Origin of the sequence: Vibrio sp. 10N.239.312.C11, assembly GCF_041466065.1 — a bacterium.
Taxonomy (GTDB): Bacteria; Pseudomonadota; Gammaproteobacteria; order Enterobacterales; family Vibrionaceae; genus Vibrio; species Vibrio tasmaniensis_A.
In genome coordinates, this window is record NZ_JBFSRZ010000023.1 from 32,799 (window position 1) to 49,363 (window position 16,565).

The 16,565-nt window shown below is 44.5% G+C and carries 13 protein-coding genes; 2 read left to right on the top strand and 11 right to left on the bottom strand.

Annotated elements, in window-relative coordinates:
• Nucleotides 1-304 precede the first annotated feature (304 nt).
• The 8 genes from AB6D07_RS11865 to gap all read right to left on the bottom strand — a co-directional run bounded on the left by AB6D07_RS11865 (nucleotide 305) and on the right by gap (nucleotide 11,250).
• Nucleotides 305-1,882 (bottom strand): alkaline phosphatase, encoded by a 1,578-nt coding sequence (locus tag AB6D07_RS11865; protein WP_017104037.1) that lies wholly within the window; start codon nucleotides 1,880-1,882, stop codon nucleotides 305-307.
• 193 nt (nucleotides 1,883-2,075) lie between these two features.
• The gene (locus tag AB6D07_RS11870; RefSeq protein ID WP_012603497.1) at nucleotides 2,076-3,962 is read right to left on the bottom strand and encodes a BCCT family transporter; all 1,887 of its coding nucleotides are present in this window, start codon (nucleotides 3,960-3,962) and stop codon (nucleotides 2,076-2,078) included.
• A gap of 128 nt (nucleotides 3,963-4,090) precedes the next feature.
• Complete coding sequence (locus AB6D07_RS11875) at nucleotides 4,091-4,444, bottom strand: hypothetical protein (protein ID WP_029223121.1); 354 nt, start codon at nucleotides 4,442-4,444, stop codon at nucleotides 4,091-4,093.
• Between the two features lie 274 nt (nucleotides 4,445-4,718).
• The gene (locus AB6D07_RS11880) at nucleotides 4,719-5,678 is read right to left on the bottom strand and encodes a ChaN family lipoprotein (RefSeq protein WP_371707214.1); all 960 of its coding nucleotides are present in this window, start codon (nucleotides 5,676-5,678) and stop codon (nucleotides 4,719-4,721) included.
• Nucleotides 5,679-5,753: 75 nt separating this feature from the next.
• A complete protein-coding gene (rlmA, locus tag AB6D07_RS11885) occupies nucleotides 5,754-6,569 on the bottom strand; it encodes a 23S rRNA (guanine(745)-N(1))-methyltransferase (protein ID WP_017104039.1) in 816 nt (271 codons plus the stop codon).
• 192 nt (nucleotides 6,570-6,761) lie between these two features.
• Nucleotides 6,762-8,798 carry a methyl-accepting chemotaxis protein gene (locus AB6D07_RS11890; protein WP_009848661.1) on the bottom strand — a complete coding sequence of 679 codons (2,037 nt, stop codon included), beginning with the start codon at nucleotides 8,796-8,798 and terminating at the stop codon, nucleotides 6,762-6,764.
• Between the two features lie 326 nt (nucleotides 8,799-9,124).
• Nucleotides 9,125-10,009, bottom strand: coding sequence for a D-hexose-6-phosphate mutarotase (locus AB6D07_RS11895; RefSeq protein ID WP_017104040.1), 885 nt, complete (start codon nucleotides 10,007-10,009; stop codon nucleotides 9,125-9,127).
• A 245-nt stretch (nucleotides 10,010-10,254) separates the two neighbouring features.
• Entirely contained in the window at nucleotides 10,255-11,250 is a 996-nt protein-coding gene (gene gap, locus AB6D07_RS11900) for a type I glyceraldehyde-3-phosphate dehydrogenase (protein WP_009848658.1), read from the bottom strand.
• A 358-nt stretch (nucleotides 11,251-11,608) separates the two neighbouring features.
• Between gap and msrB the strand changes: the two genes are divergently transcribed.
• A complete protein-coding gene (msrB, locus tag AB6D07_RS11905; RefSeq protein ID WP_009848657.1) occupies nucleotides 11,609-12,007 on the top strand; it encodes a peptide-methionine (R)-S-oxide reductase MsrB in 399 nt (132 codons plus the stop codon).
• A gap of 179 nt (nucleotides 12,008-12,186) precedes the next feature.
• Here msrB and AB6D07_RS11910 read toward each other — a convergent pair whose 3' ends face one another.
• Nucleotides 12,187-12,993, bottom strand: coding sequence for a DUF2989 domain-containing protein (locus tag AB6D07_RS11910; protein ID WP_029223122.1), 807 nt, complete (start codon nucleotides 12,991-12,993; stop codon nucleotides 12,187-12,189).
• Between the two features lie 113 nt (nucleotides 12,994-13,106).
• Here AB6D07_RS11910 and AB6D07_RS11915 point away from each other — a divergent pair, with 113 nt between their 5' ends.
• Nucleotides 13,107-13,394, top strand: a complete 288-nt coding sequence (locus AB6D07_RS11915; protein ID WP_017104042.1) for a YeaC family protein — start codon at nucleotides 13,107-13,109, stop codon at nucleotides 13,392-13,394.
• Between the two features lie 142 nt (nucleotides 13,395-13,536).
• Here AB6D07_RS11915 and ansA read toward each other — a convergent pair whose 3' ends face one another.
• A complete protein-coding gene (gene ansA / locus AB6D07_RS11920; protein ID WP_012603507.1) occupies nucleotides 13,537-14,553 on the bottom strand; it encodes an asparaginase in 1,017 nt (338 codons plus the stop codon).
• Nucleotides 14,554-14,671: 118 nt separating this feature from the next.
• Nucleotides 14,672-16,522 carry a signal peptide peptidase SppA gene (sppA, locus tag AB6D07_RS11925; protein ID WP_017104043.1) on the bottom strand — a complete coding sequence of 617 codons (1,851 nt, stop codon included), beginning with the start codon at nucleotides 16,520-16,522 and terminating at the stop codon, nucleotides 14,672-14,674.
• Nucleotides 16,523-16,565 lie beyond the last annotated feature (43 nt).

The following is a 16,565-nucleotide window of genomic DNA, read 5'->3' on the forward strand; positions in this document are numbered from 1 at the left end:
AATTGAGAATATTCTTGTCTGATTCTCACTTTTTTTCTCAAAATTACATAGTTACTGAACGCCTACTGAGTCAGTTGAGTTTAAAGGGGGCTCTCTGCATTCTCAACTTTAAAAGTTAATTGTTGATCGCCCTGAATCACCCGAATCGCTAGTTATTCTAAAAACAGCCGCTCTTGAGCGGCTGTTTTACTATTTGGCGTCGCCTAAATTTAAACTTAATTAGTTTAAAGGTTTAAAGGCTTAAAAAATTAAAACAAAAAACGCCCCGAAGGGCGCTAAGTAAAACGAGTAAAAAAGATTCAGGCTAGTTTACTTGTTGTTTAATGTACTCACCTAGCTCTGAGTGGTGCATGATTTTTGAAACGGGCAGTATTTTCTCTGCTGGGCCCCAAGCAAACACGTTCACTGGTGTGTGAGTATGTGTACCTGTACCCCAAACGATGTTTTGACTTGTTGCCTGTTCACGAGCAAGCAAGTTACCGCGGTCGTTATAAGGGAAGAATGCATCGAAATCGTTGATAGCAGGCACTTCTTCTGCCGATAAGTATTTGTGTTGAGCCAATCGGTATGGGTTCGGCTTACTCGCTAATACGTTTTTCGCTTGTTCAGCTGTAATAGGGAACTCACTATTCTTGTTGACGATCTCAGCCAGTTTTTCAGGTGTTTGCTGCGCTTTATCCAGCTTCTGAAATTCGCTGATCATGCCGTAGTAGCTTTGCTTTTGATTATATAAACCATCAAGAATATCGAATGCGCCAAAGTTGAAGTTAGGTGCATAGTCGCGGTCGGCGAAGGCTTCACCAGAACGTTTTTGTGGTTTTGGTAGGTCGTTAGAAGAGTAGCTGAATCCAAAAGATCCTGTTTCGTGGTCTGCGGTCACAATCACGATCGTGTCTTCACGATTTTTTGCCCATTCATACACAGTTTGGATCGCTTCATCAAACTTGAGCAGTTCATGCAGCATAGTGCCGGCATCGTTACTGTGTCCCGCCCAGTCGATTTGGCCACCCTCGACCATTAGGAAAAAGCCGTCTTCATCTTTGGATAAGATGTTGAGTGCTTTTTGTGTCATCTCTTTCAGGCTTGGCTGAGTTCGTTCGTCACTTTTTTCCTTGTTGCTGTAAGCGATGCCGTCATCCATGCCTGAGTAGGCGAACAGGCCAAGTAGCTTATCGCTTTTAGCATCTTCTAACATGCTGCGGTTAAATGCCAGTTGGTAGCCGTCTTTCTCTGCCTCTGCAAGAAGGTTACGGTCGTCTTTACGTTTTGATTTTAGGTAAACATCACCTTGAGTCAGTTTTTCAAGTTGCTTATAGGTTTCACCTTTGTCGTTGGTCGATTTAGGGATCCAATGACGTAGCCCTCCCGAAAGCATTACATCAACACCAGTTTCTAGCATGTCGTTAGCAATTTGGTTTTCTAGCGAACGGTGAGGTTGGTGAGCAGCAAATGCAGCAGGCGTGGCGTGAGTTAAGCGTGTATCGGACACGAGTCCCGTTGCTTTACCTGCCTTTTTAGCTTTCTCAAGAACCGTCTCAACATGATTGCCCTGAGAATCAATGCCAATCACTTCTGAACCACTGTAGATACCGGTTGCAAGCATGGTGGCTGAACAAGCAGAATCGACCACAATTGCATCTTCTGGGTGAGTCAGGGATGAACCAATAACCCCTTCTTGAGCAAGTTGATAAAGGGCGGTTTTGTTCCCTTTATAGATCGAGTTTGGTGCTTGGTTTGCGTAGGTTTCTAACAGGCCAACTTGTTGAGGTCCCATTCCATCGCCAATCATCAGAATGACGTTTTTGATTTCTGCTGAAAGTACGTTGAATGAAAGTGTTGAGGTTGCCACTGCGGCAATGATTGGTTTTATAATGTGCTTCATTGGTTATCCCTTTTTATATAAGCGGGATGATTAGAACATCGATTTGTGTCAAAGTCGTTTCATATTTATTTCATCAATGTGAAATTGAGCAATAACTCCAATTTTTTGAAAAGCATAAAAAAAGGCTCACATTTCTGTGAGCCTTTGTCGTATTTAGGAGGGTCCAAATCAATGGACTGCGTCATGGCTAATGTCAAGCAAGCGGTAAGTCTGCAACCACCTGGTTGAACGTGATACGAGCATTCTGAGCTTGCTCAGATAACTCGATTTTTTTCGCTTGTGCGGCACTAAGATTACTCTCGGCCTGCTCAAGTGCTTGTTGTAGGTTCTCTGGTAACTCGTGAGTTTCCATTTGTGCACCTTGTTCTAGCACATAAGCGCGAATTTCTTTCTTCACTGCGGCAAGTTCTGTGTAAGCAACACGCTCAAGTTCTGCAGCTTCTTGTGCTGCATCTCTTTCTTTCTCAAATTGAGCCAGTGCCATACCTTCTGCAGACCAAGGGTCCATATCTGGTAGTTCTTCGATATTGATCGTTGGCTCGATGTACGCGTCTTGATGGCGTAGGTCGAGGCTAGTTGCACGAACCGCTGAAATCATCAGCATCACAGAGATCACCAGTAGCGGTAAGCCACCAACTATTGCTGCCGTTTGTAGCGTACTTAGACCACCCAAGAACATCAGAATCGTTGGCAAGAACGACAGTGTGAATGCCCAGAACATACGGTTCCAACGCATTGGCTCTTCGGTCACGTTGTTTTGCACAACAGACGCTAGGATGTATGAGATTGAGTCAAATGTCGTTGCAGTGAAAATAATGCACAGCAGCGTAAATACCGCGATAACTAGTGTACTCATTGGCAGTTGCGCAAGCATCGAGAAGATAGCTTTGGTAGCGCCTTCTGCATTCAAAATCGCTACTACATCCAGTTCACCAGAAAGTTGCAGTGATAGGCCATAGTTACCTAAGATCATGAAAAACAAGAAACAACCTAGAGAGCCAAAGAAAATTGAACCTGACACCATTTGTTTGATGGTTCTTCCGCGAGAGATACGCGCAACAAACAGGCCCATACTTGGTGCAAATACTAGCCACCATGCCCAGTAGAAAATGGTCCAGTCTTGTGGGAAGTGCGTGTTCTCAAAGGTACCGTAACCACCAAATGGTTCAGCCCACGTTGCCATCACGAAGAAGTTAGACAGTAGACGACCAATAGAGTCTAAGCCTGTTTCTAGCATGAAGATTGTTGGACCGGCGATCAGAACGAAAGTCAGTAAACCCATTGCACCCCAGAAATTGATGTTACTCAGGATCTTGATGCCTTTTTCCAAGCCAGCATAAGAAGAGTAAGCAAAAATTGCCGTACAAACTAAAAGTACCATTGCTTGCGTAAGGTTATTTTTAGGTAAGCCGAATAGGTGGTTCAGGCCTTCAGTGATGAGAGGTGCTGCTAAACCTAGTGTTGTCGCGGCGCCACCCAGTAGACCGAAAATGAATAGGATATCGACGATTTTTCCAGGTACGCCTTTACTGCGGTGTTCACCAAGAACAGGCATTAACGCACTAGAGATCTTTAGAACAGGCTGTTTACGCACATAAAAGAAGTAAGCGATAGGAATCGCTGGGATCAGGTAGATAGACCAAGCGATTGGTCCCCAGTGAAACAAACCATAAGTTGCCGCCCAACGAACCGCTTCTTCACTTCCGGGTTCTAGTTGGAAAGGCGGTGATTGGTAGTAGTAAGCCCACTCAATACAGCCCCAGTACAAGATACTTGCGCCGATACCACCACAGAACAGCATTGCTGCCCATGATGCAGTTTTGAACTCAGGTTCTTCATCAGCTTCACCCAGTTTAATTTGTCCCATATCACTGAACACAACGTAAACCATAAATGCACAGGCAGCGAGGCCTAGCGCAAGATATAAAAATCCAAGTTGGTCCGTCATGAATGTTTTCGCAACCGCAATCCAGTCTGCGCCCTGTGCAGGGAACAAAATGAGCGGGAAAACTATCGTGAGTAGGAGTGCAATCGCACCAAAGAAAGTAGGCTTATCAATAAGCTCAAAAGTGTTTTTCACGAGTATTATTCCATTAAAATGAGAGCGGAATTATGGAATGAACTCGTTTTTTAGACCAAATCGGGTCTGTTGTCGTGACGACAAATCGCTTTAATGCAGAGAGGAAAGTGCAGTAACAGAGGGGAAAGTTAGATTAAGGCAAGTAGAATGCCACCAACGGTTGCCGCTGCGGATAAGTATTGCCCTGCTGAATAAGAACCATCGTCTTCTTCTTCAATCTTATCTGGGTGATCCATACCTAGAGCGCCATGAGCAAATGACTCAACCTTATCGGTAACGGTCGCGTTTTCAGCTTCGACTTTCTTAGCTTCTTTATCGATTTGTTTAAGGGCAGATAATAGGGCTTTGCCTTCATCAGAAAGCTTCACGGTATTTTGCTCAACCTTAAGCGGCGCAGGCTTTTCAGCTTCAGTGCTTTTAGCTTGTGCATTCATTTGCGAAGGTGAATACAGCTGAGTATTACTCGTTCCTACTGGCGTCATATCGCTCTCCTTACCTATCCTTAAATATAGTATCGGCAGAGGTGTGAAAAACTTGTGCAATTAATCATCGATAGTGATGTTTTTTATTCGCACATTACATTTTCGTCTGCTTGGTTAAATCGTCTATTTACTAAGCAAGTCTTGTGCCGATAAGAATGTTTGATTTAGATAGAGTTAGGATGAATGATGGGAACGTGATCAAGTTTTGACGATGGGCTAATTATCTAGGATTAGCCCATCGACTCTTTAGCTTAGAAGAGTGGATCAACAGACCTTACTCACACTCTAGGCTAGCGCTGCGTTTTGACAGGTGCTTGTATGCCGTCATTCGGTTCTCTTTCTTAACAAAGCGAGCCGGTGGAGAAAGCACTTTTAGTTGGTAGTCACTGCTATCCGATGAGATTTCTTCAACTGGACTGATGATGGCAATTCTCAAATCAGGGTTACGATGTAGAATTGATGCCGCCGTCCCTAAACCACCCTCGGTGTGGAACTTGCCAGCCACATGAATTACTTGTTTATCAGGGTTTGATGCTAGGTAATCCATAATCGACTCAGCCATGGTTTCATCCCAGGTTACCTGAGCGGCAAACTGTTTTTCTGTTTGCTCTGGCGTACCGTGGTGCATAGAAGCCATGAACTTTTCTTTGTAAGGGCTATCGCCAGTATTCACTTCGGCAGCAATCCATTGGCGTTGCTCGGTCGATAATTGGTCTAGGTAAGGCAATCCTTTACGGCCAATACACTGCACGAATGGCTTTGGTGCATTTGCCGCAATAACATCGACGTCGTTGGCTTTTGCGAACTCAACTATCGCGCGGTAATCACTTTCGTAATTTGGCCAAGCTGCCGCTTGAGACATGAGAATCTGTTCGCCAATTTCGCCGTTTAAGTATTGGTCGAGCGTGGCTTGGTGCTCTCGAGTGAACTGTTCCATTGAAAGCGCAATGTTGGATGTTGCGCTGCGGCGCGCTTTTAAGAAGTCGGTTTGGAAGCGGTGAATAGCAGAATGCGTGTGCCATTCGCCAATAAGAACCACATCAGCGTCAATCAGCTGCTCGGGTAATGCATCGAGAGAAAGTGTTTCGCCTTGTGGAGAAGCGAACTGGTAGTCATAGAATGTGGAAACGGTATCCGTTTGCGTGTTAGCCACTTGTTGAGAAGTGCTGTTTGAAGGTTGATTAGCACAAGCTGTAAGCAGGGTCGCTAATCCGATAAGAATAATACGTTGCATGAAATGCCTCCTTGAAGAACACGCATACTAAAGGAGGCAAGATGACATTTCAATGCAAGCGATAATCAATATCAATTAAACCTGTTTGCGGTACACTCGCAGCATAAAGTCCGCTTCACAGTTGAATTGCTCAGCATCAATGAGTTGTTGTTTAAACTCTTCACTCGCTTTCCAAGCAAATGGCGTCATCTGTAGCAGGTCGAATGCGTCTGACCCCGATAGTTCCATCATATAGTTTAGTTGCTCTTGATGCTCAAGAGTAAAACCTTCAATCATTTCTGGATCTTCGTCGTGCAAGCGAACACCATCATAAATTGCATCACGCAGCTGATACAGGTGTCGGCTAGCAGGGGTCACGGTGATCACCACGCCATTGTCTTTGATGGTGCGCTGCAGTTCTTCAGCCTTGCAAGGCGCATAAATGCGTAGAATGCCGTCTAAGCTGTTTTCCGCAAAGGGCAGACGATGGCTCGAAGCGACTGAGAAGTCGACAGCAGGGTAGCGTTTAGCTGCGTATTTGATAGCAATCTTAGAAATGTCTAGGCCAAAAGTCGCACCATTCTTTTCTTGAAGGTTTACCGCAATTTCATTGGTGTAATAACCTTCACCACAACCGATATCTAATAGGCTAGGGGCGGTTGCTGGCAGATAGCTAGCGCATAAACCAACAACAGCTTGACGCATTGGATCGTAGTGGTTGCCTTCAAGGAAGCGGCGACGAGCCTGCATCATCTCTTTGTTGTCACCTGGATCTTTTGATCGTTTGTGGTGTGCTGGCATCAAATTAACATAGCCTTCTTTCGCTAGGTCGAACTGATGGTTCTTTTCACACTTAAACGTACGATCGTTTTGAGATAAAGGTTGGTGACACAAAGGGCATTGGTAAGTCATTGCGAACTCGAGGTAGAAATTTCAAGTCCAAAATTTTAACAGGAAGCATAGTGGGGCGCTAGAATAAACGCAGCTGTCTGGTTTACGGCAATTAGTGAAGATACAGAGGCTGTCAGTGAAGAGATAGAGCCAACGTATGGTTGGCTCTATTGGTTATGAGCAAGTCACTGATAGAAACAGTGAACTCGGTTTTTAGCTAAAGAAGTTAACTTGGTTCTTTAACGACTCAGCTTGTTTTTGAAGTTCATCAGCACTGTGAGAAGTCTTAGCGCTGGTTTCACGGCTTTGCTGGTTCAAATCGCTGATCGCATGCGCGTTCGCTGCTATTTCTTGAGAAACCTGAGCTTGCTCTTCTGATGTCGCAGCAATGGTTTCAGCTTGAGAGGCAATAGATTCAACTTGAGAGGCAATCGACTCTAGGGCTGTGCCTGCTTCTTGCGCTTTATCAAGTACTTGGTTGGCATTTGATTGGCTTTGTGTCATCAGGTTCACGGCATTGTTAGTTGAAGATTTCAACTTCTCGATGATGCTCACTACGTCTTGTACTGACGTTTGTGTACGATGAGCCAATGTTCTTACTTCGTCAGCGACCACGGCAAAACCACGACCCTGATCCCCCGCTCGCGCGGCTTCTATTGCAGCGTTCAACGCAAGTAAGTTGGTTTGTTCTGCGATGTCATCAATCATCTTGGTGACGGTTTGAATGCTTTCGCTATCAGAACTCACTTGCTCGATGGCCGATGCTGATTTGTCTAATTGATCATTTAGCTGGGCAACATCAATACACACACCTTCAACGACTTCTAAACCTTTCTGGCTGTCTTCATTTGCAAGGCGAACATTTTCAGCAATGCTATTCACTTGCTGCGCTACAGATTCTGCCGAGGTAGCCATCTCTTCAATAGCGGTAACGACTTGCTCAACCTGTGCTTGCTGGCGGTCAGATTGGCTCAGATTGTGGCTAGCATCCTGTGACACACTGCTAGAGCTGTTTTGTACTTGATCACTGGTCGTACGAATTTCTCCAACGAGTGTATTCAATTGAGCAGCCATATTCGCAACGCCGGTATTTAGGTTGCTGATTTCATTCTTAGTCTGTTTGCCGTTGTTTGGAATATGTAAGCTGACTTCGCCTTTTCCTAAGCGCATCATGTATTCGTTTAAAGTCGTTAACGGCGTCAACGTGCGGTTCAATACGAGCGTTAACACGACGATGGTAGCGGCGGCAATCAAGGTCGCGATTATCGCGATAAGTTTCAGCAGTTCGTCGCTGCCTTTAGTGACTTCATTAATAAATGTGCCGCCAAGTAGTTTCCAATTCCACCCCGGGACTTCGGTATAGACGAGGTATTTTTCGCCCACTGTTCCTTGATACTCAAAAGGGTAGAGAATCAAGCCGGATGGCTGCTCAAAGAGCTGATAGAAAGGTTTGTTACCGTCGTAGTCGGCAACATCCACAATAGATTTATCACCTCCAGCATTAGTAGGGTGCAGTAAGTACTGGCCTTGATGCTCTTCTTCATTGTCAACGATGATGGTATAGCCAGTATCGCCCCATGAGACAGAACGCAATGACTCGAACAGGTTTTGTGTCGCCTCTTCTACGGGTAGACCAATGAAAGAGACACCGTTAACTTTGCCTTGTGCATTCGTTAAAGGTGCGTAGTAGGTAATGTAGCGTTGGCCGAAGAGCTTCACTTGCGCGTAATAAGCTTCGCCATTTTTGAGTTTGTTATAGCCAGGATGATCCTTGCCTAACGTTGTGGCAACAACACGTTCCCCTGACGGTTTTTTTAGAGAAGTAGACACGCGAATAAAGTCATCGCCAAATGGGGCAAATAGGGTTGCTACAGCGCCGGTGTCGCGAGTAAAGCTATCAACGAGTTTAGTGTCGTTGATTAGGCTCTCACCATATTGAGTCAGGTTAGGAATGGAATGACCGTTGAACTCAACGTCGTAATTCTCAACATAAACACCTGCTAGGTAACCGTTACGAAAGGTGGATTCTAAAACTTTGGCGGTATGCAGGTAGGCATCGAATTGGCCAGATATGGTTTTGGCCATCGCTTCTACTTTGGATTGGTGTTCCCTTAACGTGTTGTCTAATAATACTTGTGAGGCATTGCGATACACGAGCGTTGCGATAGAGCCAAAGGCGATAAGTAAGCACAGCAAAATGACCAACTTAAGTTGGAAGCCAACACTTTGATTTTTGTATTTCTCGAACATGAATTCATTATCCTGTCTTCATTGAGGTGTTGTTAAGTGGTTTTAGATAAGTTTGTTATTGAGCCTCCTATCATAAGAACTTATTCATAGGCAGTAATTGATAAGAATTAATGAATTGATAGTTATATTTATAAATTATGGCGTATGAGATATGAAATGTAATTTGGAATGTATTTGAATCTGAGTAGATAAATTTTGTCTGCGTTAACTTACAAACTGGTCATGGGAATAGAGATAGAGATAGAGATAGAGATAGAGAGGGTTAGGGGCAATAAAAATGCAGCTCATGGGCTGCATTTTCGTATCTAATTGGCGTAGCTTTAAGCTTATTTCGAAGCAATCACTGTAATCAGCTGGTGGCTTTCACCAGGCTGTAACGTTTTTCCTGCTTCTAGGCTTGGTGCGTGCAGTGTTGACTCGACACACATCATGGTTAGATAACCGTCGTCTTGCATGTCGCCCATACCTGCAGCCCCTTCCGCCCACGGGTTCCACAGTACCGCAGAGTTATGGCCGTGGTTTTCAACCGTTAGTGTGCGATCCAGCTTTTTGTCAGCAACAAAGATTTGCGCTTCTGGTTGTGTGTAAACGCGGTCAATCGTGTCAGTCAGTACCAGTTCAGCACCACCTTGGCCGATCTTGCCACCTTGTAGGCTATCAATGTACTCAGCACCCATACCCGTTGTGGTTGTGTTGTGAATATCGCCAACGTTTAGGTAAGTGTGCAGTGCACCAGAGAAAGTCCATGGCTGAGAATCAGTGTTCTTCACGTCCAGCGTTACTTTTAGCTGCTCGCCGATCTCAACATTCAAACGTGCATCAAACTGATGAGGCCATACTGCTAGCGTCTCTTCGCTTGGCTTCAGAGCTAAGCTAACAATCACGCCAGCTTCGCTTTCACGGTGCTCAACTAATTGCCATTCGCTTGAACGTGCAAAACCATGCGCTGGGGCTGCAATGCGACCAAACCAAGGCCAACATACTGGAATACCACCACGCAGAGCCGTTTTGCCGTCGAATTTAGCTTGTTGGCTCATCCAAATTAGGTCTTCTTGACCTTGTGGTTGAAATGACACCACATGACCGCCAAACAACGAAATCGCTGCGTTTGCTTTATCGTGGATAACACGAACTAGTTTTACACCTTCGTGCTCAACGATAGTGACGTTGTTAGAAAGTACCGACAGTGCAGGTAGAGTAGATAAATCCATTACATGATCCTTCTAAGGAAATTGAATTCAAATGCTGACTAGAACTAGGGTGCTTGTGATTTTATGAGTGACAAGCAGAGTCAGTATTAGAATTGAATTTTACGTGTGGGCTATCTTGATGAGCTTAGACAGGCGCGGTTTAAAAGATAGCAGGTATTAAAAAGGCGACACTAAGGTCGCCTTTTTCAAAGTCTGCTCAAAACAGTCTTCGCTAATGCTTATCTAAAGCTATTTCTAAAAAGAAATTACTTAGAGATGTGAGCGATTAGGTCTAGAACTTTGTTTGAGTAACCGATTTCGTTGTCGTACCAAGATACAACTTTAACGAATTTGTCAGTTAGAGCAACACCAGCTTTAGCATCGAATACTGAAGTTTGAACTTCACCGATGAAATCTTGTGATACTACTTGGTCTTCAGTGTAACCAAGAACGCCAGCCATTTCGCCTTCAGAAGCTTCTTTCATTGCAGCACAAATTTCTTCGTAAGATGCAGCTTCTTTTAGGTTAACAGTTAGGTCAACTACAGATACGTTAGCAGTTGGTACACGGAAAGCCATACCAGTTAGAAGGCCGTTTAGTTCTGGAAGAACAACGCCTACAGCTTTAGCAGCACCAGTTGAAGATGGGATGATGTTTTGAGAAGCACCACGGCCACCGCGCCAGTCTTTAGCAGAAGGGCCATCTACAGTTTTTTGAGTTGCTGTAGTAGCGTGAACTGTAGTCATAAGACCAGACTCAATGCCCCACTTATCGTTAAGTACTTTAGCGATAGGTGCAAGACAGTTAGTAGTACAAGAAGCGTTAGAAACGATGTCTTGACCAGCGTAAGATGCTTGGTTAACGCCCATTACGAACATTGGAGTTGCATCTTTAGAAGGACCAGTAAGAACTACTTTCTTAGCGCCAGCAGTGATGTGCTTACGTGCAGTCTCGTCAGTTAGGAAAAGACCAGTTGCTTCAGCAACTACGTCTACTTCGATAGCATCCCACTTAAGGTCTTCTGGGTTACGCTCAGCTGTAACACGTACAGTTTTACCGTTAACGATTAGGTTACCGCCTTCAACTTCAACAGTACCGTTGAAACGGCCGTGAGTTGAGTCGTACTTAAGCATGTATGCCATGTACTCTACGTCGATTAGATCGTTAATACCTACTACTTCGATGTCTGCACGCTCTTGAGCTGCGCGGAATACGAAACGGCCGATACGGCCAAAACCGTTAATACCTACTTTGATAGTCATTGTAGTTGCTCCACAACTTAATTTCTGATTAAAGATAACTGGTAGTAAAATTACAGAATCCAGTATACATCTGCAATAGATAATCCGACTTAACTTGTTTAATGTCAAAAAAAAGCGACGCTTTTCTTAACAATTGGGTGTAAGTGGTTGAAAATTGACCATTGCGAGTGGCTCTGTACCCTTCCAGTTGGGTAAAATACCTCTAAATGATGATTCACTTATGAGTGTATATGTACAATGTTTCTTGGTGAGAAAGTATGTGCTACAAAACGACTCATATGCAAGCCTTTATAGAAAAAAGTAAATATAATAACTGATAATGTGGAGAGATATTAACGTGATTCAAAAGGGAGGAAATATGATAAAGCCTGATGAATACTGGCGTGAACGCCTAACGGACGATGAATTTTCTGTGTGTCGTCAACGTGGTACCGAAGCCCCATATAGCGGTAAGTTACTGCACAACCATAAGACGGGTGTCTATAGCTGCACATGCTGTGAAAGCCCTTTGTTTCTGTCGGATAACAAATATGATTCAGGGTGCGGTTGGCCAAGCTTTGATGCCCCAGTGAATGATGAAGCAGTACGCTATATAGAAGATCTAAGTCACGGAATGAAGCGTGTAGAGATCCGTTGTACCGCTTGTGATAGCCATTTAGGTCACGTTTTTCCTGATGGTCCGAAGACAACCGGTGAACGGTTCTGTGTTAATTCTGTGTCGTTAATTTTCAACAAAAATGACGAAACTACCAAATAACTTGTCATAATTGTCTAATCCTTACAGGCGTATTTGTTGATTGAGTGGTACTGAACTGCCCAGTAGCTCAGTATTTCAGAGTTATTTCTAGCACAAACGAAAACAGCTACCATCATGGTAGCTGTTTTTTTGAAAGCTCGTGAATAGAACGTTTGGACTAGAAAACGAGAACAGTGCGATCAGTAACGAGGGACGATTGAAGAGCTGTAAACCTCATCTTCAATAGCTTCTACTATATTGTCCGCGTCTTGATTCAGTTGTTCGTATGTTGACTCATCGAAACGGTACAACACGTTAAGTTCTGCTTCCGAAGCAATAGGTACATCAAACTCTTTCGCTACCATGGCCCACACGTACGCCTTTTCCATATGCCCAAGGCTGTGGTTGATACTCGCCATCGATTTGAAGATCTCGGTGTTGACCTTCGAACCATTAGAAAGCGTTAACGCATTGTTGAGTAGCTTAAGCGTCTTTTCATGGTCACGGGTAGTATAAAAAGTGGCTAGCGCATATTGCATCTCTGCTGTGTTTAATGCTTCTGTCCCTTCTAATTGCAGGAAACTGCGTCTTGCGTTGGTATCCCCAGTTTGTGACCACATAAAATAAAGCGTTTCCGGGGTATTTGATCGCGAGAGTTCGTTAACAATACGTTCAGACTCTTCGATACTATTCATTAAGGAGATGAAGCGACGTTCTTGAAGTTTGGATTGATCAATCGTTTCGATCTGTGCAGCAAGCTCTAGACACTTTTTGTAAGCAGAGGCTAATTCGAATTCTTTAATCTTATTGGTATCGCTGGGGTTTTCTTTTGCTTCAAATCGATGCCAGACGAGGTCGGTACGTGCGACACGGCACTGTCCGTCGTTCATATTTAACTTTTCACACTGAAGCCACGGGTTGCTTTCGCACAATTGAGCGGTATTTTTGTTCCCGTCAAAACACCCAACCAGAGTGAAAGGCAATAGGCTTAGTACCAACCATTTCATAATTTTCATATTCCTTCACTTGTGATCAAATACACTTATTTTCAGTCAGGTTCTTGACTCAATTCTGATACGGGTTATTTTCTGGTGAAAATTGTTAAAACTAAGGCCTTACCATGGATGCAGAACAACTTCTTAGCGCAATGACCCCCGAGGTCTACGAACGTTTAAACTATGCAGTTGAAACGGGGAAATGGCCAGAAGGAACGGCGCTCTCTAAAGAGCAGCGCGACTCGTGTATGCAGGCGGTTATGTTGTATCAATCGAAACATAACTCTGAAGCTCAACATATGACAATTGCAGCCGGCGGAGAAATTAGCTTTAAATCAAAGTCTGAACTAAAGAAGCAGTTTAAGTCCGACCAAGAAGATATTGTTAGAGTTAATCCTAATCATTGGGCTTAAATTACAACAAAGGGGTGGCACTGTGCCACCCCTTTTTGACTGTTAAGCTGTTTATTTATAAACAATAATACGATTTAGTTCAGGTTTACGTGAGGGGCTTGATTAAAGGTAAGCCCTCGGCTAAATGAATCGCAGGATAGGCTTATAAGCTCATCTCACCGCGTAACACTTGTTGCATTTGAGCCTTCACTTCTTCGTAGCTTAAATCTTGGCTCAATAGATAATGTAATTTCGCCAGTGCTGCTTCTGGTGTCATATCGTAACCACTGATAACGCCCGATTCTGCTAGTGCACAACCCGTCGCGTAACCACCCATGTTAACTTTACCTGCCAAACACTGAGTTAGGTTCACCACAATCACACCTCGCTCTGAGGCATCTTTTAAGTGTTGAAGTAGTTCTTGATTTTGCGGTGCGTTACCAACACCAAAAGTAAGCAGAATCATTGCATTTACAGGCTGTAGTAGCGTGTTGCGAATCACCTCATGCGAGATTCCTGGGTACATTGTAATTACACCGATGGGTTGCGGAGTAATGTTATGAACCTTGAAAGCACCTTCAGGTTGTTCGTTTACCTTAACGTTATTGCTGATCTGGATATTGATACCCGCTTCTAGCAATGGAGTTAGGTTTGGAGAGGTAAACGCATTGAAGCCATCAGCGTGTGATTTTGTACTGCGGTTACCGCGCATCAACTTGTTGTTGAAGAACAGTGTCACTTCGTTGATCGGATAGTTCGCTGCAATGTGCAGAGCATTAAGCAGGTTTGCTTGTCCGTCTGAACGTAATTCTGCTAATGGGATCTGAGAGCCCGTAACAATCACAGGTTTGCCGAGGTTTTCTAACATGAATGACAGAGCTGAGGCGGTGTAAGCCATAGTGTCTGTACCGTGCAGGATAACGAAACCATCGTACTTATCGTAGTTCGCGCGAATATCATCAGCGATAGTCTGCCAATCAAGTGGCGTCATATCTGAAGAGTCCATTAATGGAGAGTATTCATGAATGGTGTACTCAGGCATTTCTGGGCGATGGAATTCAGGCATGCCAGCTAGCTGCTTATCCATAAAACCTGCGACTGGGACATAGCCGTGGTCCAAAGACTTCTGCATGCCAATTGTGCCGCCGGTATACGCGATATAGATGTGTTTTCTTTCCATGGCGATTAATACTTAGTGTGATATAGGGAACAGGGGGGCGATTATAGCGAATTATCATGCAATAAAAAGAGGCGCCTCACACAGAGGCGCCTCTTGATAACAAAGCGTTGAGCTTATCTTATTGAACTTGGCAGTTTAAGCAAAAAGCATATCGACCTTGTGGGTCGTTAAAGTTACCTAACAGTTGGCTATCTTGAGCTAACTGTTGAGTAACAGGCTGTAAACTGCTTGGAATCATTGACTGAATATCAAGGCCTATCGACATCTGAACTTGGTTCATAAATTCTTGAATAAATAGTTCAGTGGCTGAAAGAGGCTCTTCTACCCAGTAAATGTTGTAGGTTTCAAGCTCTGCAAGTGAAGCCGCAGCTGTAATCGCATCATCAAAATCACCAATTTCATCGACTAGACCTTTCTCGATTGCATCTTGGCCTGTCCATACTCGGCCTTGAGCAATCTTGTCGACAGCATCGACTTCCATGCCACGGTTTTCTCCAACTAGGCTGATGAATCGGCGGTAACCGTTTTCAATGCCCATTTGGAACGCATCTTTCGCGCCGTCGCTAAGCCCTGTTGTAATACCAAGGCCAGAGAAAGGCGACGTACCAACGCCATCAGTGTAAACACCAATATCGTTCAACCCTTTTTCGAAGGTGGTGATAACACTGAAGATACCAATTGAACCCGTTAGTGTGGTTGGCTGAGCTAGGATCTTATCCGCACCCATCGAGATCCAGTAACCGCCTGAAGCAGCAAGGCTCGACATCGACACAACAACCGGCTTACCCGCTTGCTTGATCGCTTCTATTTCATTGCGAATGACTTCTGAAGCAAAGGCACTGCCACCTGGACTATCGACACGAAGCACAACGGCTTTCACTTTATCGTCGTTACGTGCTTGGCGCAGTAGGGCTGCTGTGGTGTCTCCGCCAACTGTGCCACGCGGTTGCTTGCCATCCATAATTGCGCCGCTCGCTACAATCACGGCAACGTCGTGAGATTCACTGGTCATGTCTGGAAGCATGGTTGCACGGTACTCGTAGTACCCCAACGCGTTATAGCTGTCTTGACCGTCACTGCCGAAGACGTCTGCGAGCTCTAGACGAACTTGTTGGCGAGTTGCCAGTTCGTCAACTAAACCAAGCTTCTCTGCCAGTTTTGCGATATCGCCATCAACCGACTCAAGGTCTTTTAAGAAAGAGTCCATGCTTGGGTTCAAGGTTTTAGCATCGATCTGGCGGTTGTTGCTTACGTCATCAACGTATGCTCCCCACAGTTGACCCAACCAACGAGAAGCTGACTCTTTCGCTGCGTCTGACATATCGTCGCGAATGAAAGGTTCGATTGCAGACTTATAAGTACCGACGCGGAATACATGTGTATTTACGTCAAGCTTCTGTAATAGAGTTTTGTAGAATAGCGAGTAAGCACTGTAGCCTTTAAGAAGAACCCCACCATCTGGTGATAGGAAGACTTTAGTTGCGTAGCTGGCTAGGTAGTATTGGCTTTGGTTGTAAAAGTCACCCACCGCATAAATTGGTTTGCCAGTTGCTTTGAACTCGTTGAGCGCTTTAGCAATGTAGCGAAGCTTGGTCAGATTGGTTTCTGGCAGTTCTTTGAGTGCTAAAACGATACCTGTTACCTTGTCATCGTCTTTGGCGTAGCGAATCGTTTCAACAATATCAAACAGGACGTTCTCTTTTGGAAGGTCTTTGCCAAGCAGTGAGCCCGTGACTGAATCCATCGGATTGATATAGCGACTTTGCTCCACGATAGGACCAGACAGGTTAAGCACTAAAGCCGATTCCTGTGGAACAGTGGGTTGAGTTGTGTCTGAGTGGAAGTATACAAAGTAGATGATGGCGATACTGAGTAAAAAGAAAAGGTTAACCAGCGCAAGACGCACAAACGTGATGAGCTTCCAAATCCCTTTAAAGATCATGCCTATAAATTTGAATATTTTTTTCATTCTGTCTCCGCAGTGAGATCACGTCGCTTTAACAAGCTGTAGT

Bases quoted from the DNA above. Each gene is read 5' to 3' on its own strand.
- ansA (WP_012603507.1), bottom strand. From the start codon at position 14,553: ATGGAAAGAAAACACATCTATATCGCGTATACCGGCGGCACAATTGGC.
- AB6D07_RS11890 (WP_009848661.1), bottom strand. From the start codon at position 8,798: ATGTTCGAGAAATACAAAAATCAAAGTGTTGGCTTCCAACTTAAGTTG.
- rlmA (WP_017104039.1), bottom strand. From the start codon at position 6,569: ATGACTTACCAATGCCCTTTGTGTCACCAACCTTTATCTCAAAACGAT.
- AB6D07_RS11895 (WP_017104040.1), bottom strand. From the start codon at position 10,009: ATGGATTTATCTACTCTACCTGCACTGTCGGTACTTTCTAACAACGTC.
- gap (WP_009848658.1), bottom strand. From the start codon at position 11,250: ATGACTATCAAAGTAGGTATTAACGGTTTTGGCCGTATCGGCCGTTTC.
- AB6D07_RS11865 (WP_017104037.1), bottom strand. From the start codon at position 1,882: ATGAAGCACATTATAAAACCAATCATTGCCGCAGTGGCAACCTCAACA.
- sppA (WP_017104043.1), bottom strand. From the start codon at position 16,522: ATGAAAAAAATATTCAAATTTATAGGCATGATCTTTAAAGGGATTTGG.
- AB6D07_RS11915 (WP_017104042.1), top strand. From the start codon at position 13,107: ATGGATGCAGAACAACTTCTTAGCGCAATGACCCCCGAGGTCTACGAA.
- AB6D07_RS11910 (WP_029223122.1), bottom strand. From the start codon at position 12,993: ATGAAATGGTTGGTACTAAGCCTATTGCCTTTCACTCTGGTTGGGTGT.
- AB6D07_RS11875 (WP_029223121.1), bottom strand. From the start codon at position 4,444: ATGACGCCAGTAGGAACGAGTAATACTCAGCTGTATTCACCTTCGCAA.
- msrB (WP_009848657.1), top strand. From the start codon at position 11,609: ATGATAAAGCCTGATGAATACTGGCGTGAACGCCTAACGGACGATGAA.
- AB6D07_RS11880 (WP_371707214.1), bottom strand. From the start codon at position 5,678: ATGCAACGTATTATTCTTATCGGATTAGCGACCCTGCTTACAGCTTGT.